This is a genomic window from Photobacterium indicum (genome assembly GCF_003026215.1).
Taxonomy (GTDB): Bacteria; Pseudomonadota; Gammaproteobacteria; order Enterobacterales; family Vibrionaceae; genus Photobacterium; species Photobacterium indicum.
Map to the genome: position 1 here is coordinate 1 of NZ_PYOC01000022.1, position 23,610 is coordinate 23,610.

At 42.2% G+C, this 23,610-nt stretch carries 22 protein-coding genes and 1 other annotated feature; of the genes, 9 read left to right on the top strand and 13 right to left on the bottom strand.

Features of this window, described 5'->3' with window-relative positions; genetic code table 11:
• Positions 1-335 precede the first annotated feature (335 nt).
• Complete coding sequence (gene clpB, locus C9J47_RS26600; protein WP_107257051.1) at positions 336-2,909, bottom strand: ATP-dependent chaperone ClpB; 2,574 nt, start codon at positions 2,907-2,909, stop codon at positions 336-338.
• Positions 2,910-3,197: 288 nt separating this feature from the next.
• On the opposite strand from clpB, the gene C9J47_RS26605 reads away from it, so the two are divergent.
• On the top strand, positions 3,198-3,575 hold the full coding sequence (locus C9J47_RS26605) for a hypothetical protein (protein ID WP_107257053.1): 378 nt from the start codon (positions 3,198-3,200) through the stop codon (positions 3,573-3,575).
• Positions 3,576-3,693: 118 nt separating this feature from the next.
• On the opposite strand, the gene pgeF is transcribed toward C9J47_RS26605, so the two are convergent.
• Together pgeF and rluD are read right to left on the bottom strand one after the other, a co-directional pair.
• Positions 3,694-4,446 carry a peptidoglycan editing factor PgeF gene (pgeF, locus tag C9J47_RS26610; RefSeq protein WP_107257055.1) on the bottom strand — a complete coding sequence of 251 codons (753 nt, stop codon included), beginning with the start codon at positions 4,444-4,446 and terminating at the stop codon, positions 3,694-3,696.
• A 1-nt stretch (position 4,447) separates the two neighbouring features.
• Entirely contained in the window at positions 4,448-5,422 is a 975-nt protein-coding gene (gene rluD / locus C9J47_RS26615; RefSeq protein WP_006232597.1) for a 23S rRNA pseudouridine(1911/1915/1917) synthase RluD, read from the bottom strand.
• Positions 5,423-5,589: 167 nt separating this feature from the next.
• Here rluD and bamD point away from each other — a divergent pair, with 167 nt between their 5' ends.
• The 3 genes from bamD to pheA all read left to right on the top strand — a co-directional run bounded on the left by bamD (position 5,590) and on the right by pheA (position 8,587).
• The gene (gene bamD / locus C9J47_RS26620) at positions 5,590-6,318 is read left to right on the top strand and encodes an outer membrane protein assembly factor BamD (protein ID WP_107257057.1); all 729 of its coding nucleotides are present in this window, start codon (positions 5,590-5,592) and stop codon (positions 6,316-6,318) included.
• Between the two features lie 414 nt (positions 6,319-6,732).
• The gene (gene hpf / locus C9J47_RS26625; RefSeq protein WP_107257059.1) at positions 6,733-7,083 is read left to right on the top strand and encodes a ribosome hibernation-promoting factor, HPF/YfiA family; all 351 of its coding nucleotides are present in this window, start codon (positions 6,733-6,735) and stop codon (positions 7,081-7,083) included.
• A gap of 171 nt (positions 7,084-7,254) precedes the next feature.
• Positions 7,255-7,378, top strand: a sequence feature (Phe leader region).
• A 33-nt stretch (positions 7,379-7,411) separates the two neighbouring features.
• Positions 7,412-8,587: a prephenate dehydratase gene (pheA, locus tag C9J47_RS26630; RefSeq protein ID WP_107257061.1), complete on the top strand. Its 1,176-nt coding sequence runs from the start codon at positions 7,412-7,414 to the stop codon at positions 8,585-8,587.
• A gap of 67 nt (positions 8,588-8,654) precedes the next feature.
• Here the strand turns inward: pheA and tyrA are convergent, their stop codons facing one another.
• Both tyrA and C9J47_RS26640 read right to left on the bottom strand, forming a co-directional pair.
• A complete protein-coding gene (gene tyrA, locus C9J47_RS26635; protein WP_107257063.1) occupies positions 8,655-9,782 on the bottom strand; it encodes a bifunctional chorismate mutase/prephenate dehydrogenase in 1,128 nt (375 codons plus the stop codon).
• Positions 9,783-9,945: 163 nt separating this feature from the next.
• The gene (locus C9J47_RS26640; protein WP_006232602.1) at positions 9,946-11,019 is read right to left on the bottom strand and encodes a 3-deoxy-7-phosphoheptulonate synthase; all 1,074 of its coding nucleotides are present in this window, start codon (positions 11,017-11,019) and stop codon (positions 9,946-9,948) included.
• A 244-nt stretch (positions 11,020-11,263) separates the two neighbouring features.
• Between C9J47_RS26640 and C9J47_RS26645 the strand changes: the two genes are divergently transcribed.
• Both C9J47_RS26645 and btsR read left to right on the top strand, forming a co-directional pair.
• Positions 11,264-13,012, top strand: coding sequence for a sensor histidine kinase (locus tag C9J47_RS26645; RefSeq protein WP_107257065.1), 1,749 nt, complete (start codon positions 11,264-11,266; stop codon positions 13,010-13,012).
• Positions 13,009-13,722 carry a two-component system response regulator BtsR gene (gene btsR / locus C9J47_RS26650; RefSeq protein WP_107257067.1) on the top strand — a complete coding sequence of 238 codons (714 nt, stop codon included), beginning with the start codon at positions 13,009-13,011 and terminating at the stop codon, positions 13,720-13,722. The genes C9J47_RS26645 and btsR overlap by 4 nt, the downstream gene beginning before the upstream one ends.
• 321 nt (positions 13,723-14,043) lie before the next feature.
• Here btsR and C9J47_RS26655 read toward each other — a convergent pair whose 3' ends face one another.
• Positions 14,044-14,442 (bottom strand): DUF2799 domain-containing protein, encoded by a 399-nt coding sequence (locus C9J47_RS26655; protein WP_107257069.1) that lies wholly within the window; start codon positions 14,440-14,442, stop codon positions 14,044-14,046.
• A gap of 266 nt (positions 14,443-14,708) precedes the next feature.
• On the opposite strand from C9J47_RS26655, the gene C9J47_RS26660 reads away from it, so the two are divergent.
• Positions 14,709-16,187, top strand: coding sequence for a carbon starvation CstA family protein (locus tag C9J47_RS26660; RefSeq protein WP_107257071.1), 1,479 nt, complete (start codon positions 14,709-14,711; stop codon positions 16,185-16,187).
• A gap of 306 nt (positions 16,188-16,493) precedes the next feature.
• Here C9J47_RS26660 and rplS read toward each other — a convergent pair whose 3' ends face one another.
• The 5 genes from rplS to ffh all read right to left on the bottom strand — a co-directional run bounded on the left by rplS (position 16,494) and on the right by ffh (position 20,015).
• Positions 16,494-16,847 carry a 50S ribosomal protein L19 gene (gene rplS / locus C9J47_RS26665; protein WP_107257073.1) on the bottom strand — a complete coding sequence of 118 codons (354 nt, stop codon included), beginning with the start codon at positions 16,845-16,847 and terminating at the stop codon, positions 16,494-16,496.
• A gap of 30 nt (positions 16,848-16,877) precedes the next feature.
• Positions 16,878-17,627, bottom strand: a complete 750-nt coding sequence (trmD, locus tag C9J47_RS26670; protein ID WP_107244329.1) for a tRNA (guanosine(37)-N1)-methyltransferase TrmD — start codon at positions 17,625-17,627, stop codon at positions 16,878-16,880.
• Between the two features lie 26 nt (positions 17,628-17,653).
• The gene (gene rimM, locus C9J47_RS26675) at positions 17,654-18,187 is read right to left on the bottom strand and encodes a ribosome maturation factor RimM (protein WP_107257075.1); all 534 of its coding nucleotides are present in this window, start codon (positions 18,185-18,187) and stop codon (positions 17,654-17,656) included.
• 29 nt (positions 18,188-18,216) lie between these two features.
• On the bottom strand, positions 18,217-18,468 hold the full coding sequence (gene rpsP / locus C9J47_RS26680; protein ID WP_006232610.1) for a 30S ribosomal protein S16: 252 nt from the start codon (positions 18,466-18,468) through the stop codon (positions 18,217-18,219).
• A gap of 179 nt (positions 18,469-18,647) precedes the next feature.
• Complete coding sequence (gene ffh / locus C9J47_RS26685) at positions 18,648-20,015, bottom strand: signal recognition particle protein (RefSeq protein ID WP_107257077.1); 1,368 nt, start codon at positions 20,013-20,015, stop codon at positions 18,648-18,650.
• A 149-nt stretch (positions 20,016-20,164) separates the two neighbouring features.
• Between ffh and C9J47_RS26690 the strand changes: the two genes are divergently transcribed.
• A complete protein-coding gene (locus C9J47_RS26690) occupies positions 20,165-20,962 on the top strand; it encodes a cytochrome C assembly family protein (protein WP_107257079.1) in 798 nt (265 codons plus the stop codon).
• Between the two features lie 86 nt (positions 20,963-21,048).
• Positions 21,049-22,326 carry an HlyC/CorC family transporter gene (locus tag C9J47_RS26695; RefSeq protein ID WP_107257082.1) on the top strand — a complete coding sequence of 426 codons (1,278 nt, stop codon included), beginning with the start codon at positions 21,049-21,051 and terminating at the stop codon, positions 22,324-22,326.
• A gap of 80 nt (positions 22,327-22,406) precedes the next feature.
• On the opposite strand, the gene luxS is transcribed toward C9J47_RS26695, so the two are convergent.
• Both luxS and C9J47_RS26705 read right to left on the bottom strand, forming a co-directional pair.
• The gene (gene luxS / locus C9J47_RS26700; RefSeq protein WP_107257084.1) at positions 22,407-22,925 is read right to left on the bottom strand and encodes an S-ribosylhomocysteine lyase; all 519 of its coding nucleotides are present in this window, start codon (positions 22,923-22,925) and stop codon (positions 22,407-22,409) included.
• Positions 22,926-22,994: 69 nt separating this feature from the next.
• Positions 22,995-23,606: a transglycosylase SLT domain-containing protein gene (locus tag C9J47_RS26705; protein ID WP_211321797.1), complete on the bottom strand. Its 612-nt coding sequence runs from the start codon at positions 23,604-23,606 to the stop codon at positions 22,995-22,997.
• Between the last annotated feature and the right edge of the window lie 4 nt (positions 23,607-23,610).

Consider the following 23,610-nt stretch of genomic DNA (forward strand, 5'->3'; position numbering starts at 1 on the left):
ATAAATCTTTCGACTTAAAATTTCACGAGTGCCCACACAGATTGCATGGTCAAATTGTTAAAGAACATACTGACTAGGTTGCTGGCTAAGCGCCGTGCTCCGTGTCAGTGAGGTCGCATTATAGGGAGTTTTATGAGAGTGACAACACTTAAATTCACTTTATTAACCGTTCGAACAATTGTTAAACAATCACTGGTGAAATTGAAAGAAAAACGAACAAGACTAATAATTCCTCCCCTCTTTCATTAAAAAACGCCTTGCTGCAAAGGCAACAAGGCGCTACTTCAATAGTGTATCTTTCTCTTTTGCTCTTTTTAGCTTATAGCCTTCTAGCTTTATTGCTTCGTTACCAGATGCTCATCTTCAATCAGTAAGTCGATTGACTTACCTGTCTCCAACTTACCAGAGAGGATCTCTTGAGCGAGAGGGTTCTCTATATACTGTTGAATAGCACGCTTTAATGGTCGCGCACCGTATACAGGGTCAAAACCAGCTTTAGCAATAAAGTCTAAAGCACTTTCTTGAACCGTCAGTTCGTAGTCTTTCTCTTTTAAACGATTAACCAAGCGTTCAATTTGAATGCTAGCGATATGTTTAATATTTTCTTGCCCTAACGGGTGGAAAACAACAGTTTCATCGACTCGGTTAATAAACTCAGGGCGGAAATGATGGCTAACAACCTCAAGCACCATATTTTTGATACCTTCATAGTTCAAGTTACCAAAGTTTTCCTGAATCCTATCTGAGCCAAGATTAGAGGTCATGATGATGACGGTATTTCGAAAATCAACCGTACGCCCCTGTCCATCAGTCAATCGACCATCATCCAGAACTTGCAGCAAAATATTGAAAACATCAGGATGTGCTTTCTCAACTTCATCCAACAAAATGACTGAATAAGGACGACGACGAACCGCTTCAGTTAAATACCCGCCTTCTTCATAGCCGACATAACCAGGAGGGGCTCCGACTAACCGTGCAACAGAATGCTTTTCCATGAATTCTGACATGTCGATACGCACCATGTTGTCTTCACTATCAAACATGAAGTTTGCCAATGTTTTACACAGTTCAGTTTTACCCACACCGGTTGGACCTAAGAATAAGAACGATCCAATTGGACGATTCGGATCTGACAAACCAGCACGGCTTCGTCTAATGGCGTTCGCCACAGCTTCAACCGCTTCATTTTGTCCGATTACACGTTGATGTAATTCATCTTCCATACGCAATAACTTATCACGTTCGCCTTCCAACATTTTGGCGACAGGAATACCCGTTTGCTTAGAGAGCACTTCTGCTATTTCAGCATCTGTAACTTTGTTCTTCAACAAGCTCATTTCTTGCATTTCAGCTTGAGCTGCTAGATCCAGTTGCTTTTCAAGTTCCGGTATTTTCCCATACTGCAATTCTGACATACGGTTAAGATCACCAGCTCGTCGCGCAACCTCCATATCCATACGTGCCTGCTCAAGTTCAGATTTAATATGTTGAGTACCAGAAAGTGCAGCTTTCTCAGCATTCCACACTTCTTCTAGCTCTGCATATTCACGTTCTTTAACATCAAGTTCTTCACAAATATCATTCAGGCGCTTTTGACTCGCACCATCACTCTCTTTACCGAGTGCTTGCTGTTCAATTTTTAATTGAATAATTCGGCGTTCTAAACGATCGAGTAATTCAGGCTTCGAATCAATTTGCATACGAATGCTCGATGCGGCTTCATCAATCAAGTCGATTGCTTTATCTGGTAACTGTCGATCTGAAACATAGCGATGTGACAAACGTGCTGCAGCTACGATAGCAGGATCGGTAATTTCGACATGGTGATGCAGTTCATAGCGCTCTTTCAGCCCTCGTAGAATCGCTATCGTGTCTTCTACTGTCGGTTCATCCACCAGCACTTTTTGGAAACGACGCTCTAGCGCTGCATCTTTCTCTATATACTGTCGATATTCATCAAGGGTTGTGGCGCCGACACAATGTAGTTCACCCCGTGCTAATGCTGGTTTTAGCATATTACCAGCATCCATTGAGCCTTCGCCTTTACCCGCTCCAACCATGGTGTGCAATTCATCAATGAATAAAATGACACTGCCTTCTTCTTGAGAAAGTTCATTTAAGACCGATTTTAAACGCTCTTCAAACTCTCCTCGAAATTTAGCGCCTGCAATCAAAGAGCCCATATCAAGAGAAAGTACCCGCTTATTACGCAGCCCTTCCGGTACCTCACCATTTACAATTCGCTGGGCTAGCCCTTCAACAATGGCTGTTTTACCCACACCAGGCTGACCAATAATAACGGGATTATTTTTAGTCCTACGCTGAAGCACTTGAATAGTACGGCGTATTTCATCATCACGCCCAATAACAGGATCGAGCTTACCTTGCTCTGCTCGTTCCGTTAAATCAATGGTGAATTTCTCTAATGCCTGACGATTTTCTTCCGCATTTTGATCATCGACTTTTTGTCCACCACGCACCTGATCAATAGCTTGTTCAATTTTAGCTGCTGTTAAGCCGAGTTCTTTAAGCAGTTTACCTAAAGGACCTTTGTCATCGACAGCCGCTAGAATAAATAGTTCTGATGAAATAAATTTGTCTTTACGTTTCTGCGCCAACTTATCACACATATTTAGCAATAAGCCCATATCGTGTGATAACTGCACTTCACCGCCAATACCCGTTACTTTAGGTAAATGATCGAGTAATTCGCCTAAACGAGAACGTAACTGAGAGATATCGACATTCAACATCGTTAACAACGGACGAATAGTACTTCCATCCTGATTAAGTAACGCCACCATCAGGTGTGTTGGTTCGATGTACTGATGATCTCGCCCTAAAGCCAACGACTGTCCATCAGATATCGCCATTTGAAATTTGCTTGTAAATCGGTCAAGACGCATGAGTTCTCCCAATATTTGATTAACTACTTACCCATAAAGTATATGGATGCCCTGAACATTTTTTTCAAGCATTCATCACAAGTGATTCGCGACTAACCATAAAATAACGCTCTCTCATCGTTATGATTTCTTCATTGATGACAAACATTATCTCTACCGTGTCTCTTCTATGAGAAAGATAGACTATTTAACCTTAAAAGATAAACAGAATAACAGTGCCTATATTGACAACTCTTTATAGAACGGCACACCATAAATAGAACGTCATTCTGTATAGTGAGAAATCATATGTTTAAGAAAAGTCTAATAACAGTCACTGTGGCATTAGCAGTATTGGCTTCATCTACTAGCGCAATAGCACAACGAGATATTCAAGAGAAAAGACAAGATGTACGCCAAGAGGTGCGCATTGAAAATCGAACTGAAGATAGAATTGATAATCGTCGTAACCCAACGACGGTGGCAACAGTGAATACCGTGGTTATGATTCAAGGGGCAATGGTTCGCACTGTAAGCTATAACGGCATCGTATTATTGCATGACACAATCAACCAACGTTTCTACCGCGCAAAAAATAATGGCTATGAAATTTACACCGTTCCTTATGGCGCAAAAGTGATTGAGCTATCAACGGCAAACCCTACCAATATAACCTTGATCCACTAATATTCTAATTTGCTGAATCAGATCGACAAATTCAGGTTAATCTGCCACAAATAAAAAAGGCTCTGTTGCACTTATTCTATTACTCAACAGAGCCTTTTTCAAAACAACTTTATTAGCATTAATCTAACCAAATTAACGACGCTTGTCGGCCAGTGGTTGGTTCTCGACGGTATGAATAAAACAGTTCAGGTTCATTCACTGTACAGTGTTCACCACCATATACCTGCGTGATACCGTACTTCTGTAAACGCTGCGTGGCTAACAAGTAAATATTCGCCAACCATTTATCGCTACCGCTTTGACCATCAACCACTTTAGCCTGTGGTGTAAACGCTAATGCCGCTTGTGGATCAACAGCCATAAATTGCTGGCGAACTTCACCACCAACTTCAAATGCTATTGGTCCAATAGCAGGTCCAAGCCATGCCATTATCTCATTGGCCGGCACTGAAAATTTATCCAGTGCGGCTTCAATAATCCCACCAGCTAGGCCTCGCCACCCAGCATGTACAGCCGCCACTTGTGTTCCGTCTTTGTCACACAACAGCACAGGTAAGCAATCAGCAGTCATAATGACACATGCTAAACCTGGTTCACGGCTATAGCTGCCATCCGCATCGATTAACCCAGTAAGAGGCTGTTTCAGATCTATCACCTTGCTACTGTGAATTTGATTAAGCCAAGCAGGTGCCTGAACTAAACTCAATTCATGTTGCAACAAGCTTCGATTTTGTTGAACACGTTCTGTGTCATCCCCGACATGTAAACCAAGGTTTAAGCCATTATAAGGCGCAAGACTCACGCCACCCTTACGGGTAGTGCTGACTGCTTTAACACGCTTAGGTGCAGGCCAATCGGGGATTATCAACATCTTAGAAGTCGTCTTCGTCGTTTTCGATTTTATCTTTACGAAGAATATCGATCATCGCAAGAATATCGTTTGGCAATGGAGCACGCCATTCCATTAGCTCACCTGTAATTGGGTGAGATAAACGTAGCATACGTGCGTGCAACGCCTGACGGTCAAATGAACGCAATGCTAAGATCAGCTCATCAGATGCATGACGTGGTGGACGAGGACGACCACCATATATTGCATCACCCACTAGCGGATGACTCATATACGACATATGAACACGGATCTGGTGTGTACGACCCGTTTCAAGACGAAGTACTAAACGTGTATGTTCACGGAAGTGTTCAGCCACACGATAGTGTGTGATCGCTGGCTTACCTAATTCGTGAACAGCCATACAAATACGCTTAGTCGCATGACGACCGATCGGCTTTTCAACTGTACCGCCTCCCGTCATTTTACCCATCGCGATAGCTTCGTATTCACGAGTGATCTTACGTTTTTGTAATGCGCGTACTAAACGTGTTTGTGCTTGAATGGTTTTAGCAACCACCATCAAACCCGTAGTGTCTTTATCAAGACGGTGCACAATACCGGCACGTGGTACTTCAGCCAATGCAGGGCAATGAAATAACAAAGCGTTAAGTACTGTGCGGTCAGGCGTACCTGCACCAGGGTGAACAACAAAATCACGCGGCTTATTGATTACAAGGATGTGTTCATCTTCATAAACAATATCAAGCGGGATGTCTTGTGCCACCCAACGGACTTCATCTTCGATCTCAGCTTTTATGAATAGTTCTTCGCCACCCATCATTTTTAGACGAGGTTTATTGACGATTTCACCATTCACTGAAACCATGTTCTTCAAAATCCATTCTTTAACACGTGAACGTGAGTAGTCTGGATATAATTCAGCGATAACCTGATCTAGGCGCATGCCCAGTTGGCTATCATTTACTGTATTTGTTAACTCTATTTGCTGGGCCATAGCGAACTTTTTTAAAAAGCGTGGGACTAATTGCCATACGCTGCGTAAAATATACCAAGCTAAAAACTAACCGTGGTATAACCTAATAGTCTCATTGTATCTGTTAACGGCTCTTACCGTAATGGATCCGCAGAAATAAAATTTTTTTCAAGGAAGCTGACGCCGTAATGAAACGCCTGACAATCACGACTCTTCTTGCCGTAGCCATTCTTTCAGGCTGCTCAAGTACTGAAGAAGTTGTACCCGATATTCCGCCAGCAGAGCTCTATGTTACTGCTCAACAAGCATTACAGAGTGGTAGCTGGACAACAGCTATAGAACGTTTAGAGACTTTAGACTCGCGTTATCCTTTTGGTGCGTATTCTGAACAAGTCCAATTAGACCTCATTTATGCTTACTACAAAAATGATGATTTGGCTTTAGGCGAAGCGACTATTGCGCGCTTTAACCGTCTAAACCCAGCTCATGAGAAGTCTGACTGGGTGCTTTATATGCGCGGATTAACGCAAATGGCACAAGATCGCAGCTTCATGCATGATATTTTTAGTATCGATCGCCATGACCGAGATCCTGAACCAGCACGTAAAGCCTTCCGTGACTTTAAACGTTTGTTAGATCGATACCCTAATAGTCAATATGCCGCAGATGCTAAAGCTCGGATGATTTTCATTAAGAATCGTCTTGCTGATTACGATCTAGCAACGGTTGATTTTTATATTCGCCGTGAAGCATGGATTGCCGCTATAAACCGCAGCCAGCAAATTCAGAAGTTATACCCTGATACACAGGCTGCACGTAAATCGCTCCCATTGATGCTAACAGCCTACGAAAAATTAGGTTTACAAGAGCCGATAGAAAACACGAAAAAGCTGATTGCGTTAAACCCAGTCAACTAAATACTCTCGTGGTATGTGTCAAATATGCAAACGGCAGCCACTCGGGCTGCCGTTTTTGTATTCGTGAATGATGAATATTCTATTTAAGTCATAAAATAGAGATATGTGCATAAACCTGCGATTCATGCCTAGACAGGAACATGGTTAAACTTCGTTCAAACCCATGTTTTAAATTGAAAAAATTCCCTAGTTAGCACAAGCCACCAGCGTCTCTAGTTCCTTCATACTGCCTTAACTATCTAGTCCTCGACAAGCACTTTATTGATAGTTTTTATTAAAAAATAAAACTTGGTCACAGAATTTTTTCTATTTATCTTCCATAGATTAAAGTGTGATATGCGTCACATTATAAAGCCGGGATTTTAGTAATCTGAAGTTAACCCAACAAGGGGTAGCACAAGAGGAAAGATAATTATGACATTAGAAATTACTGGTAAAAACATTGACATTACTCCTGCTATCCGTGAACGTCTTGACTTTAAATTCAAGAAGTTAGAGAAGTTCCAGCTACCACTCGTCAATAAACATGTGATGATTAGTAAAGAGCCAAGTAAGACATTTAAGATTGAAGCATCCGCCGCTATTCCTGGAGGAAAAATTGTCGCCTCAGCGGAGCACAATGACTTATTCGGTGCGATCACCGAGCTTTACCAAAAACTAGAACGTCAAATTAATAAGCAAGCGCACAAACCTGCAGCACGCCGTGCGAGCCACAGTGACAAGCCAGTCGTTGAAGAAGATGAAATCGAAGCAGAAGATGCATAGTAAATAAAAGAGGATTCCAAACAGCCCTGCTACCTATAGCGGGGCTGTTTACTTTCAGTGACCCCCACTTCAAATACCTAACAGACCAAGAAAAAAGCCTTATATTGACCTTGACAAGATCACGTAGGATTAATAATGTTGAGTCATATTCACAACAAAACATTTACTCATGATGACAATACGCCTGTTTTTCTTTAGCTTCTTTTTTATGTCACCCTAGTGGAGGCGATTCGTTACGCAAGAAACAAGCTAAAGACGAATAGACAGCCTCCTCTGACCAAGGAGGCTTTTTTGTATCAGAAAAGCCGATACGCAAGCAGGGAATACAATGACCGAACAATACTACTCACTTGATGATATTCGTAAAAATGTTAGCCGCATTGATAACGAGATACTTAAACTACTGTCTGAACGACGCTTACTGAGCTTAGAAGTCGCTAAAAGTAAAATTGGTACTGCGAAACCAGTACGTGACCAAGCACGAGAACAAGAACTCTTGCTTCGTTTGATTGAAACAGGCAAGTCGCAGCAGCTCGATGCTTTATATGTTACGCAAATTTTTCATACCATTATTGAAGACTCTGTATTATTTCAACAAGCGTATCTACAAAAATTAGCGAACCCTGATAGCTTACAACCTGTGGCACGTGTGTCTTTCCTTGGAGCGAAAGGATCATACTCTCATCTTGCCAGCCGTAACTACTTCAGCCGTAAACAAACCAAACTCGTTGAGATGAGCTGCTCTACATTCCGTGATGTGTTGAACATTGTAGAAACAGGCAATGCTGATTATGGTGTGCTGCCAATTGAAAATACCAGCTCTGGTTCAATCAATGAAGTGTACGACTTACTACAACACACTAGCCTATCAATTGTAGGTGAAATAACCCAACCGATTGAACATTGCTTGCTCACTGTCGGGGATGCCGATATTAAGGGGATTAATACCTTATATTCTCATCCTCAGCCACATCAGCAGTGTAGTGAATACTTGCATTCAATGGGCAATATTACACAAGAATACTGCTCTAGTACCGCTGAAGCGATGCAAAAAGTAGCAGAATTGAATCTACCGAATGTGGCTGCAATTGGTAATGCGTCAAGTGGTGAACTTTACGGTCTTACCCCAGTAAAAGACAATATTGCCAATCAACAAGAAAACTTCACTCGCTTTATTGTTGTAGCCCGCAAACCTGTTGATGTCACGTCACTGATCCCGGCCAAAAGCACCTTGATTATGTCTACGGCCCAGAAAGCGGGTTCATTAGTTGAATGTTTAGTGGTATTACGTAATTTAAATATCAATATGACTAAACTAGAGTCTCGCCCAGTGATTGGAAATCCATGGGAAGAAATGTTCTATTTAGATGTTGAAGAGAATTTAAAATCTGATGTGATGCAGCAAGCATTAGAAGAGTTAACACGTCTGACGCGCTTCATTAAGGTGCTAGGCTGTTACCCAAGTGAGAATGTAAAACCAACAGAAGTTGAGATCGAAGAATAGTATCTATATAAACGCGAGTATCTTATCTAGATACTCGCTTTTTTAATTCTGTCTTTATTGATTGATGCTACGAACGGTGAGTTGAATCGTTCGCTTGTCTTAATAAACCTTGGCTTTCAGCAAGAAAGTGTCCCGCATAATCACCAAACCAATGCTCAACCTGATTAAATGCTTGTTTGAACGCCTCTTTATCTTGCGTCTCAAGCATCTTTATAGCCTCACCAAAACGTTGGTGGAAGCGTTTAATCATCGCAATGTTTTGCGGCGCAGACATAATAATGTCGGCATACAATTGTGCATCTTGAGCAAACAAGCGACCGACCATTGCAAGTTCTAAGCGATAAATCGGTGAACTTAACGACATGAGCTGCTCGATCTTCGGATCTTCCTCTGCCAAATGTACACCATAAACAAATGACGTAAAGTGGCGTAAAGCTTGGATCAACGTCATACCTTGATCATGCTCAATCGCACTAATACGATTTAGCGTTGCCCCCCAAATCTGAAATTGCTCAAGTAACCACTGGTAATCTTCAGGGTTTCGCCCATCGCAATACACAATCACTTGCTTCGCCAAGCTAGAAATATCGGGACCAAACATTGGATGTAACCCAATCACGGGGCCATTATGCACTTCTAGCATTGCCTGTAATGGGCCACTCTTGATCGAGGTTAAGTCAGCAAGAATACAGTCATCTGGTAAGTTGGAAAGTTTACCAATGATTTGCTCAGTGATGTTAATCGGCACAGAGACGACAACCATACCCGCATCGGTAAGGATCTCATCTGCACGATCCCAATCTTGACTACCTAATTGACGAACTTGGTAACCTGAAAGTTCAAATAAACGGCAGAACAACCCACCTAGCTGACCATGCCCACCCACAACCACAATAGGACGAAGTTCAGGTTTTAAACACTTAAACCCTGAATCATTTTCACTCGAATAAGATTCACGCATGGTACGACGCAAAATGTCTTCAATAAGATCAGGCGGTACACCTTTTTGCTCAGCTTCATGACGGCGTGAGGCTAGCATCGCAGCTTCACGGTCTGGCGCATAAATAGGTAAACCATGCAGGCTTTTCACATGACCCACTTCTTCTACTAATGATAAACGGCGAGCTAAAAGCTCTACCATTTGCTGATCAACATCATCGATTTGATCTCTTAATTTACTCAGTTCAGCAACCATGATCTCACTGTCCGTATTTATCTGCTAAGTATCTGACGAATTGAATATTACCGTTTAGCATCGTGCTGTTTATTCAGTGCAAAGAAAAAGCGCTTATTTATAAGTATAAATGGGCGCTTTTCTTTGGCTAAACCAGTGTTACGTTTAAATGATACGAAGTAATTTAACCTTCGCAACGATCCTTTAAGAACGGCGTTAATTCTTTACGAGTACGACGCAATAGCGCTTCTGTATCTTCCCAACTGATACATGCGTCAGTAATCGAGACCCCATAAGCCATTTCTTCACGCGGTAAATCAGCGCTTTGGCTCCCTTCATTTAAATGGCTTTCAATCATCAAGCCTATAATCGATTTATTACCTTCACGGATTTGATGAAGTACATCTTCAGCAACTAACGGCTGACGACGGTAATCTTTGCGTGAATTTGCATGGCTACAGTCTACCATCAAGGATGGTGAAAGGCCTGACTGCTGCATCTCATTTTCACACTCAGTGACCGAAACTGAATCATAATTCGTTTGCTTACCGCCACGTAAAATCACATGGCCATCAGGGTTTCCTTGGGTGTTCAACAGCGCCACCTGACCTTCTGGATTAATCCCCATAAAACGGTGCCCAGAAGCTGCTGCTTGCATGGCATTGATAGCCGTCGCTAAACTTCCATCGGTACCATTTTTAAATCCAACGGGCATTGAAAGGCCACTTGCCATTTCACGGTGTGTTTGTGATTCTGTAGTACGAGCACCAATAGCAGCCCAACTGAATAAATCACCTAAGTATTGAGGACTAATTGGATCAAGCGCTTCTGTTGCTAAAGGAATCCCCATTTCAACCAAGTCAATGAGTAGCTGACGACCAATATGTAGCCCTTCTTCCACTTCAAAAGAACCATCAAGATGCGGGTCATTAATAAGACCTTTCCAACCAACTGTTGTACGTGGCTTTTCAAAATAAACACGCATTACAATGTACAGTTGATCACTTAGCTCTTCAGAAAGCTGCTTCAATTTTTGTGCGTACGCTTTCGCTGCGTCAATATCGTGAATAGAGCATGGTCCGCATACCACAAGCAAACGGTGGTCACGCTTGTGAGTAATATCTGCAATGGTTTGACGAGATTCACGAATGAAGTTTAATGCAGTTTCACTGAGCGGTAACTTGGTTTTAAGTTCTTGAGGGGTGATCAATACGCATTCATCTTGAATATGTACATTATTCAGTTGGTCTTTTTGCATGGTGGCTTTCCTCAATCTATTCTGGGTAGTAGAAGGCAAAGCCGTTCTCACTAACTATATTCAATATTTAACAGGTATCTCCTGCTCTCTAGTTAACACCATAACAAGTGATTTCCCTTCTTGGCAACACCCTGTAAAGAATAAATACCACTTGTAAATAAAAGTTTACACCAAATGGTTTTTTGGCTATCTGAACAAACACAGGTAACCTATCTAAAGAGCCCACTCGTTCAACACTATTATCATGGAACTGATTTTTTCATTACTCCAACAACTCAGTGTGTACTTAGTTATTGCTTATCTGCTAAGTAAAACTCCGTTGTTTATGCCTCTCACTACGGTATCTGGGCGTTTATCCCAACGTTTTTCATGCTATGTCTTGTTCTCTCTTTTCTGTATTTTAGGCACCTACTTTGGCCTCAATATTGAAGATGCTATCGCGAATACGCGCGCGATAGGTGCTGTAATGGGAGGGTTACTCGGTGGACCCATTGTGGGGTTTGCTGTGGGCTTAACTGGCGGCATGCATCGTTACAGCATGGGAGGCTTTACTGATGTCGCTTGCGCTATCTCGACCACAGCTGAAGGGTTGCTTGGTGGGCTCTTACACAGCTACTACGTACGCCGCGGGCAAGTCGACCAGCTCTATAGACCTTTCATCGTTTTCACTATTACATTAGTCGCTGAAATCATTCAAATGTTTATCATTTTAATCGTGGCTGAGCCCTACGATAAAGCCTTACACCTTGTCAGCGCCATAGCCTTACCAATGGTCATTGCTAACTCGCTAGGCGCAGCTTTATTCATGAGCATAATTCAAGATAGAAAAACGATTTATGAAAAATATTCAGCTGCATTTTCCAGTCGAGCATTAAAAATAGCCCAACGCTCTGTCGGTATTTTAAGCCAAGGATTTAATGAAGAAAGCACAAAAGAAATAGCCAAAATCGTTTATGAAGAAACGGGCGTTGGCGCAGTTGCGATTACTGATAGAGATAAAATATTAGCGTTTATTGGCATCGGTGATGATCACCATTTACCCGGTACACCAATATCATCGGGCTATACTCGTCGATCGATAGATAACTGCGAATTGGTTTACGCAGATGGCCATGATATGCCTTACTGTTGTTCGCTAAGTAATCGCTGTAAATTAGGCTCTGCACTTGTTATTCCTTTAGTGGGAGGAAATAACGATGTGCTAGGAACGATCAAACTGTACGAACCAAAACGTAAACTATTCTCTACAGTTAATCTAACGCTAGGTGAAGGCATAGCAAAATTGCTCTCAAATCAAATTTTAACCGGGCGCTATGCGCAACAACAAATCCTACTGACTCAAGCAGAGTTACGCTTACTGCAAGCTCAGGTAAACCCTCACTTCCTATTCAATGCACTTAATACAATAAGTGCAATAATTCGTCGAGACCCAGATAAAGCACGTCAGTTGATCCAACATCTATCACAATTCTTCCGTCGTAATTTAAAGCAAAACATCGAAACCGTTACCATTAGCGAAGAGCTACAACATGTTCGTTCTTACTTGGAAATTGAGCTTGCACGTTTCTCTGATCGTCTGAATGTTGAGATCATTGTTCCCGATGAATTAATGAGGGTAAATTTACCGACGTTTACCCTGCAACCCTTGGTTGAAAACGCCATTAAGCACGGTACTTCGTCATTACTCGAGAACGGTCAAATCATTATTCGAGGGTACGTTTTTGATAATCAGTTAGTTTTGGAAGTAGAAGATAATGCTGGTACCTACCAACCAGTGGGTGAAGAAAGTGGACTAGGCATGAAAATAGTCGATAAGCGGTTGAAAAACATGTTCGGACAACAATACGGTTTAAAAATGAGTCGTCAGCCTAATGTATGGACACGGGCTACAATTACACTACCAGAAGATAAAACCTTGCAACACAATGATATAAACAAAATATACGTCGAAGCAAACAAGCAAGATCACCGTAATGGAGAAAACACAGCATGATTAAAGCCATCGTGATTGATGACGAACTATATGCCCGTGAAGAACTGATCGATCTTTTGCTTGATAGCGGTGAAATTGATGTTATCGGTAGCTGTAATAATGCGATTGAAGGGCTAAAAAAAATAAATGCCCTAAAACCTGATGTGATTTTTTTAGATATTCAAATGCCGCAAATAACCGGGATCGAAATGCTTAGCATGCTAGATCCAGACACCATGCCTAAAGTCGTATTTGTTACCGCTTATGATGAATATGCCCTAAAAGCATTTGAAGACAATGCTTTCGATTATCTATTAAAACCCGTTGAAACATGCCGACTCAATAAAACGATTAAACGTCTTAAGCGTGAGTATGAAGCAAAAGATTATTCACCACTCATGTCAGACATGTTGGAATTGATTCCCTGTACAGGCCACAACCGCATTTTACTGTTACGCCCTGAAGACATTGAAGTGGCTTACTCAGATTTATCGGGGGTGCATATTTTAAGTACAGAAACAAAAGCCAATACTCAGCTAACCCTTAAAGTTCTGGAAGAAAAAACTCCTCTTATTCGCTGCCACCGCCAATACTTAGTTCACCCACAAGCTATCCGAGAAATTAAGTTATTGGATAATGGTCTCGCCGAGATAACAACCCAGTATGGTTATCAAGTACCCGTCAGTCGCCGCTATTTGAAAGAGCTCAAAGATCGGTTTGGCTTAAGCTAAATAACACAAAATTATTTACAGGATCCAAACACTAGCTCTTATACCAATTCCATTAATTATCTGCCCATTCAGAATACCACTGGGAGTCGAGTTCAAGGATAGTGTTTGATAGAAGAGTGGTTCTCTTTTGAAATCGCTAGACACAGAAGTTGGCTTCCAGTGGTGTTCCCTTCGGGCGAGTTTAAAATACTTTTATACTGCGTTAATAAATTTCAATTTAGAGCCACTAGATCTTCAATTTATCTCCTTGCCTAAAAGCATTTTAACTCTCGCTGAACTGATCAGATAATTAATGGATTTGGTATTACCCATCAGGAAGAACTAGTGGCCGCCGACACCATCAAACGATACATATCGCTCAAAGCCTTGCTGCCAGAATATTTTATATAAACCATCTTCATCTCGGCGAAATTCACAGACACCCCATTCCATTTTTCCTTCCATACCAAATTGCTTCACCTGCTCTAGAGTACAGTACGACTCAAGCCCTTTCTGATACCCTTGTAAGTATGTTTGATAGTCGACTGAAATGTCCTCACCGACAATCTTTGCATCCTCAAGTAAACGTTCCTCAGCGGCGGCCTTCTCCCCCCACCTCCCCTTATTCACTCCTAGTTGGTACCAATCTCCATTCACAATCAATGACTGTCTGGCATTCGACATCGAGCACCCCTGCAACAGCCCCCCGATTAAAAGCCCGATGACCACTAGCTTTATCATCATTACCTCCTGACATAACAATTCATAACTAACAATAAGTTAAGTTGCTTAATCTACACTGAATTTTGACTGACCTTTCCTGATATGGCTCGCAAAGTAAGGATTAATACGGTTTCACTTTAATTATCGCGCATAACCACTCAGTCAACTTATCGACCGCTTACCCCGCTATACAACCACTCACTGTTTTACTGCGTGCATCTATCATCCATCACTTTACTATTGTAAGCGTTATCAAATTCCCAACATCACAGCGAGAAAACAAAATGACTTGGTTCTTACTCTGCGTTGCTGCACTAGTCGGTGGTTATTTCATCTACGGTGCCTTTATTGAAAAAATATTTGGCGTAAATGAAAATCGCCAAACACCGGCATATAGTAAACAAGATGGCGTAGATTATGTGCCAATGTCGAACAAGAAGGTTTACCTTGTTCAGTTATTAAACATCGCGGGTGTGGGGCCGATTTTTGGTCCGATTATGGGCGCGCTATATGGTCCAGCAGCCATGTTATGGATTGTATTAGGGTGTATCTTCGCCGGCGCAGTACATGATTACTTCTCGGGTATGCTGTCGATTCGTAATAATGGTGCATCAGTACCTACCATTACAGGGCGCTACCTAGGCAACGGTGCAAAACATTTTATGAATATCTTTGCTATCGTGCTGTTGCTATTAGTGGGTGTGGTATTCGTATCAGCACCTGCTGGTATGATCACAAACCTTGTAAACGAACAAACTGGCATCGATATGTCGATGACAACAATGGTTGTGATTATTTTTGCTTATTACATCATCGCGACAATTGTTCCTGTTGATAAAATAATCGGTCGTTTCTACCCATTATTTGGCGCGTTACTTATCTTTATGTCTGTGGGACTCATTACCGCGATTGCATTCTCTAGTGAACACTCGCTACTGGGTGATTACGAAATGAGCCAAATGTTCACTAACATGAACCCGAATGACTTGCCTCTTTGGCCTGCACTGTTTATCACTATCGCTTGTGGTGCTATATCTGGTTTCCACGCAACCCAGTCGCCACTGATGGCTCGCTGTCTCGAGAATGAAAAGAACGGTCGCTTCGTATTTTACGGCGCAATGATTGGTGAAGGTGTTATTGCATTAATTTGGTGTGCTCTTGCATTGTCTTTCTTCGGCTCTGTTGATGCACTATCAGAAGCAATATCTACTGGCGGCCCTGGTAGTGTGGTATACAACTCATCTATCGGTCTACTGGGTGTGTTTGGCGGTATTATTGCTTTCTTAGGTGTGGTTATCTTACCGATTACCTCTGGTGACACTGCATTCCGTTCAAGCCGTCTAATTCTTGCTGAATATTTCAATATGGATCAGAAAGCCCTGCGTAACCGTCTACTAATGGCATTACCATTGTTTGTTCTTGGTGGCATTCTAACGCAAGTCGACTTCGGTATTATCTGGCGCTACTTCGGCTTTGCAAACCAAAGCACAGCCGTAATGATGCTGTGGACAGCCTCTGCTTACCTACTGCGTCACAATAAACTGCACTGGGTAGCGACTGTACCAGCAATGTTCATGACAACAGTTTGTATTACCTTCATCTTAAACAACAGCCAACTAGGCTTTGGTTTATCGATGATGACATCAACGATTACGGGTTTTGTAGCAATGCTAGCTATTACAGGCTACGTCATTAAGAAATCGAAAGGTAAAGGCGAAACTGACCTTGCCAATGAAGAAGACGGTAAGTTAGAAACTGTATAAGTTTTAGTTCCCCCTAAAACACAAAAACCAGCCACTAGGCTGGTTTTTTTATGGCTATGATAAATATGTTATTTACTCTTCAGTAGAGTTTACTGACTTATCGTTTGTCCGGTCACTCATTCGCTACAAACAGTTACTGTTACCCGTGCATTATAAAATCAGGCACAGGCAATCAGCCTGTTATTTATCGGCTTGTTATTTTGCTTAATGATCGCTGAGTATTTGTTTATTCAGGAAAGGACATTTTCAGACAAAAAAAAGCCCACCGTAAGGTGGGCTTTTTCGATAAACGTCATACGTTTAAGATTACTTGCGAACAAGCTTCTCTTTGATACGTGCTGCTTTACCAGAACGCTCACGTAGGTAGTACAGTTTGGCACGACGTACTAAACCACGACGCTTAACAGTAATGCTATCAACTACTGGAGAGTGAGTTTGGAACGCACGCTCAACGCCTTCACCGTTCGAGATTTTACGAACAGTAAATGCAGAATGTAGACCACGGTTACGCTTAGCGATAACCACGCCTTCGAACGCCTGTAGACGCTCACGGTCGCCTTCTTTTACTTTAACCTGAACAACAACTGTGTCGCCCGGTGCAAAAGTAGGTAAGTCTTGTTTTAGTTGCTCGTCTTCGAGCTGCTTGATGATGTTACTCATTGGTATACCCTAGAATAAACTGATACTAAATTAAATAATGCTTGCTTTGTATTCGCGAATAAACTCCGCGAGCAAGAATTCCTGATCGTCAGTCAGAGCTAGATTTTCCAGGAGCTCTGGTCTTCTTAGCCAAGTACGGCCCAACGATTGTTTTAATCGCCAGCGACTAATATCCTTATGATTTCCTGACATCAATACTTTTGGTACTGCATGCCCGTCTAACACATCAGGACGCGTGTAATGTGGACAATCTAACAAACCATTTGCAAAAGAATCTTCTTCTGCTGACGCAAAGTCACCCAGCACACCCGGTACAAACCGAACCACTGCGTCAACTAAGGTCATGGCTGGAAGTTCACCCCCAGTCAGCACAAAATCCCCAATAGACCATTCTTCGTCTACTTCCTGTTGGATAATGCGCTCATCTACCCCTTCATATCGACCACAGATAAGAATCAGGCTCTCATTCTGTGCTAACTCCTCAACACCAGCTTGATCAAGCTTACGGCCCTGAGGGGAGAGGTAAATCACTTTAGCCTTGCCTTTAGCAGACTTTTTAGCGGTATGAATGGCATCGCGCAAAGGCTGCACCATCATTAACATACCTGGTCCACCGCCATATGGTCGATCATCAACCGTACGGTGTTTATCTTCCGTAAAATCACGAGGATTCCACGTATCGATAGACAAAAGGCCTTTTTTTACCGCCTGGCCTGTTACCCCAAAATTGGTAATAGAAGTGAACATTTCAGGAAAAAGGCTTATAACACCAACCCACATGTGTTCGCTCGCTTAGTTACCAGAGGTTAAAATCCAGGATCCCAGTCAACTTCGATCCGCTGAGCAGTGCGATCAATTAACTTGATGACCTGCTCATCGAGGAACGGTATTAAGCGTTCCTTCTGTCCAAAAGCATCTTTCAGGTTAGCTTTCACAACTAATACATCGTTTGACCCTGTTTCCAGGATATCTGTCACTTTACCTAGGTCGTAACCTTCGGTAGTAAAAACAGACATGCCATACAATTCACGCCAGTAGAATTCTTCTCCTGACAGTGCGGGTAGTTGATCGGCATGTACAGCGACCTCAGCGTTAGTGAAAATCTGTGCATCCTCACGGATGTCCAGGCCCTCTAACTTAGCCACCATGCCCTGACCATGCTTCTTCCAGGATTCAATCTGGATTGGCTTCCATTCACCCTTAACTTTAATAAGCCAAGGTTGATAGGCGAAAATACTTTCAGACTGTTCAGTGTAGGAAAAAACCTTGAGCCAACCCTTGATACCGTAGGTGGCACCCAGTTTACCGACAACAACTAAGTCTTGGTTTTGTGAGCTCATAGTTCTATATCTCTACCTGATTTGCTAAATTAAGCAGCTGCTTTAGCAGCGTCTTTGATTAGCTTAGCTGTGCGGTCAGACACAGTTGCGCCAAGACCAACCCAGTGATTAACACGGTCAAGATCTAGACGTAAACGCTCTTCCTGACCCTTAGCTAGCGGGTTGAAGAAACCGATTTTTTCGATGTTACGACCGTCGCGTGCGCAACGAGAATCAGCAACAACGATTTGGTAAAATGGACGCTTCTTAGCGCCGTGACGTGCCAAACGAATGGTAACCATATCGTCCTCTTTAGTTTTGCATTACTGTAAATAAATTGGCCCCGTCTAATAAAACGGGGCCAGTGCCAAATTTTGAAGCCTCGGAATTTTACTCTTTGAGCCGATGAATGCAACTTATTTAGCTACTTTTTCACCAATCAGATAAAACAAAAAATAAAAAACCGATAAATATGAACGAATTAACGCCCAGGGAACATGCCGCCGCCAGGCATCATGCCCTTCATATTGCGCATCATGTTCTTCATTCCACCTTTTTGCATTTTTTTCATCATCTTTTGCATCTGAGTGAATTGCTTCAGTAGGCGGTTAACATCTTGTACCTGTGTACCAGAACCCTTTGCGATACGCTTTTTACGCGACCCTTTGATAATATCTGGACGTGAACGTTCACCTTTAGTCATGGAATTAATAATAGCTTCCATTTGTAAAAACATACGGTCGTCAACTTGATCTTTTACGTTATCGGGTAGCTGAGACATGCCTGGCAGTTTATCCATCATGCCACCCATGCCACCCATGTTCTTCATTTGTTGAAGCTGGCTACGGAAGTCTTCAAGGTCAAAACCTTTCTTTTCTTTAAACTTCTTCGCTAATACTTCTGCTTGGCTTTTATCTACATTACGCTCTAGGTCTTCAATCAGTGACAGTACATCACCCATACCAAGAATACGTGAAGCCACACGATTGGGGTGGAACGGTTCTAGTGCGTCGGTCTTTTCACCCACACCCAAGAATTTAATCGGTTTACCGGTAATATGACGCACAGATAAAGCAGCACCACCACGAGCATCACCATCGACTTTCGTCAGAATGACACCGGTTAACGGTAGTGCATCATTGAAGGCTTTCGCAGTATTTGCCGCATCTTGACCTGTCATAGCATCAACAACGAACAAGGTTTCAACCGGATTAGCCGCTTTATGGATGTCTTTAATTTCATCCATCATTACATCATCAACATGCAGACGGCCTGCTGTATCGACAATAACGACGTCATAAAACTTCAATTTACCATGAGCAACTGCAGCGCTTACGATATCAACCGGCTTTTGCTCTGCTGATGAAGGGAAGAAATCAATCCCAATATCGCTCGCTAGCGTTTCTAGCTGTTTGATCGCCGCTGGGCGGTAAACATCGGCAGAAACAACAAGAACATTTTTCTTCTCGCGTTCTTTAAGAACTTTACCTAACTTACCAACACTGGTGGTTTTACCCGCACCTTGTAGACCCGCCATCAAAATGACCGCAGGAGGCTGACAAGCTAGGTCCAGTGCTTCATTTGATTCCCCCATAACCGACTCAAGCTCAGCTTGAACAATTTTGATGAATTCTTGACCCGGTGTAAGGCTTTTAGATACTTCACTACCTACAGCGCGCTCTTTTACGCGCTTGACGAATTCGCGAACAACTGGCAGCGCAACATCAGCTTCGAGTAACGCCATACGTACTTCACGTAGCGTATCTTTGATGTTGTCGTCCGTCAGGCGACCACGGCCACTGACATTTTTAAGCGTTCGCGATAAACGCTCCGTTAAATTTTCGAACATGTGCTACTCGCTCGTTACGCAATAAAATCTATATAATTACAGTTAGTATACCGCAATCCTGCATCCGCTTTCATGTTATAGATAGCGACTATTGTTTGAGCAGGGTATAATTGCGATCTCTAACCATCTTAACTAGTTAACAGTTTACTATGGATACGTTAATAGCCTTAGTGGCCGCTTGCTTTTATTTTCTCGCTCTGGGACTTGTTGTTCCAGGCTTAACCAATAGTAATGGTATTAAAACTAAGCCGGTTTTTATTGCGGCTTTAGTGGCAATAACGCTACATACCTTATTGTTGAAAGACTTAATTTTGGGCGGCTCAGGGCAAAACCTCAGTATATTGAATGTTGCCTCTTTGATCAGTTTGATCATTGCAACATTAACAACATTCGCCATGTTACGCATGCGAGTGTGGTTTTTGCTTCCTGTTATATATAGTTTTGCTGCCATTAATTTATCGGCCGCAACCTTATTGCCCGGTGCCTTTATCACCCATTTAGAAAGTCATCCTCAAGTCTTATTTCATATCTCTCTTGCATTGTTTTCTTATTCAACACTCATGATTGCGACCTTGTATGCTATTCAGTTGGCATGGTTGGATCATAAATTAAAAAATAAAAAGAGCTTGAAAATTAACCCTAACATTCCTCCTTTAATGATGGTGGAACGTCAGCTTTTCAAGATCATTTTGGTCGGTAATTCACTTTTAACCGTTACCCTGATTTCTGGCATCTTTTTTATTCAAGATATGTTAGCACAAGGCAAAACCCATAAAGCGGTGCTTTCTCTACTTGCGTGGGGGGTTTATAGCGTATTACTTTGGGGACACTACCAAAAAGGGTGGCGTGGTCGTAGGGTAATCTGGTTTAGTTTAGTCGGTGCATTTCTTCTAACACTTGCTTACTTTGGTAGCCGTTTTGTGAAAGAAATCATAATTGGGGGCTAAAACCGTCTAATAATGAAGTACTATTGACACTTGTAATCAAATAAGTACAACTGTACTTGTGAACAAAACGTTAAGGAACTAGATTTTTGGACGACATATCCACGGGAGTATTATTCTCCCTACTGATATTGCTACTCATTATTTCCGGATATTTTTCCGGCTCTGAAACCGGCATGATGTCCCTCAACCGTTACAAGTTGCGGCATTTAGCAAATCAAGGGCACCGTGGGGCAAAACGTGTTGAAAAACTGCTTTCCCGCCCAGATCGCCTTATCGGTCTGATTCTGATTGGCAACAATCTCGTCAATATTCTAGCTTCAGCCATTGCGACCATAATCGGAATGCGCTTATACGGTGATCTCGGTGTTGCTATTGCAACGGGCGCTCTCACCTTAGTGGTATTAGTATTCTCTGAAGTCACGCCAAAAACTCTGGCAACGATTTACCCTGAACGCGTTTCTTACCTCAGTAGTCTTGTGCTTAACGTGCTCATGAAAGTGCTGTATCCGCTGGTCTGGTTTGTAAACGGTATTACCAATGGCTTTTTGCTTCTTCTCGGGCTAAAAGTCGATAACATGGATAGCTCAAAGCTTAATTCAGCTGAATTACGTACGATTGTTGATGAAGCTGGCGGCTTAATTCCTCGCCGTCACCAAGATATGCTTTTATCTATTCTAGATTTAGAAAATGTGACCGTCGAAGACTTAATGGTCCCACGCAGTGACATTGCCGCTATCAACATTAATGACGATTGGAAATCCATCACGCGTCAACTCATCCACTCGGCACACGGTCGTATCGTGCTATATAGGGATACGATTGATGAAGTCGTTGGTATGTTACGTGTGCGAGAAGCATACCGTTTGATGATGGAAAAAAATGACTTCAGTAAAGCAAACCTATTGCGTGCCGCCGATGAAGTGTATTTCATTCCAGAAGCGACCCCACTCAATACTCAACTCTTAAAATTCCAACGTAATAAAGAACGCATTGGTTTAATTGTCGATGAATACGGTGATATTCAGGGCTTGATTACACTGGAAGATATTCTTGAAGAAATTGTGGGTGAATTTACGACATCAATTACACCGACATTAGCGGAAGAGGTCACATCACAAGCCGATGGTAGCTTGCTGATCGAAGGCAGTGCCAATATTCGAGACCTTAATAAAAGTCTGAATTGGAATTTACCGACCGATGGTCCGCGCACACTGAATGGTTTGATTTTAGAACAGTTAGAAGATATTCCTGATAGCCAATTAAGTATCGAAGTCGCAGGACATCAAATGGTCATTATGGATGTCTCAGAGAACATGATTAAGTTGGTTAAGATCTTACCAACGACGTTGAAACAAACAGGTTAATCTCCTGTCGTGCACCTTAACAAAGAAAAAAGCCAGCAAGATATATGCTGGCTTTTTTGACTCTAATAAGCCGTGTATATCTACTTTACATCAAGCTCTTTCAACATGCTTTCAGGCAAGGCTAATTCGTCGTTCTTGTTAACGTTAATCCCTTCAGCCAGAATTGTTTTAGCAATCTCTTTTGCTTCTTCTAATGAATGCATACTGTATGTACCACACTGGTATTCATTCAATTCTGGGATTTTATCTTGCGACTCAACGTTTAGTACATCTTCCATGGCTGCAGTCCAACCAGCGGCAACATCTTGCTCGCTAGGTGTGCCAATTAAACTCATATAAAAACCCGTACGACACCCCATTGGTGAGATATCAATAATTTCTACACGACTTGAATTCAAGTGGTTACGCATAAAGCCTGCGTATAGGTGCTCAAGTGTATGAATTCCACGCTCACTTAAAATATCCATATTAGGACGACAGAAACGAAGATCAAATACTGTGATTGTGTCACCTTTGGGTGTTTGCATGGTTTTTGCCACACGTACCGCAGGGGCATTCATTCGCGTATGATCAACAGTAAAACTATCTAATAACGGCATAACATCCTTCTCCTTTGCCTAGCGTTTAGTTCTCTATACTGAGGGAAACATAACCGCACGGTCGTTCAATTAGAACGGCCACCAGCTGCGGTTATCGTCTAACTCTTTGCGGCATTGCTTTAACTGCCAGCCATAATCTTTTGATTGTTTCTCTACTTTACGGGCAATCTTAATCAACGTCGGTTTGCTTTTGTAAGAACCACGTTTAAAGCCACCTCGTCCCTCATGGTACGCCAAGTATTGACTATAAGCATCCCATTTAGAGATACCTAATTGGCGCTGAGTTTCATGGGTATACCAGCCAATAAAATGTAATGCATCATCAAAATTTGTTCGTGAACCACCATTGCTGGTCGCTTTTTGATAATCTTCCCATGCCGGATCTTGTGCTTGTGCATAACCATACGCACTACTCACTCTACCCCAAGGAATAAAGCCTAAGATGTAATCTTTCGGTGGGCGAGCATCATGACGAAAACTACTTTCTTGTTTAACAAACGCCATCGCAACATTAATGGGAGTACCCCATTCTTTTTGCATATCAACAGCATCATCATACCAGCTCGGATTTTCTCTGAAGATACTGCAGATATTTGATTGTTTTTTTGGTGGAGGAGTAGCACAACCCGTGACTGCCAGTAAAACACCAGACAGTATCAGTAAGCGTACAGCAGACAGCATATTT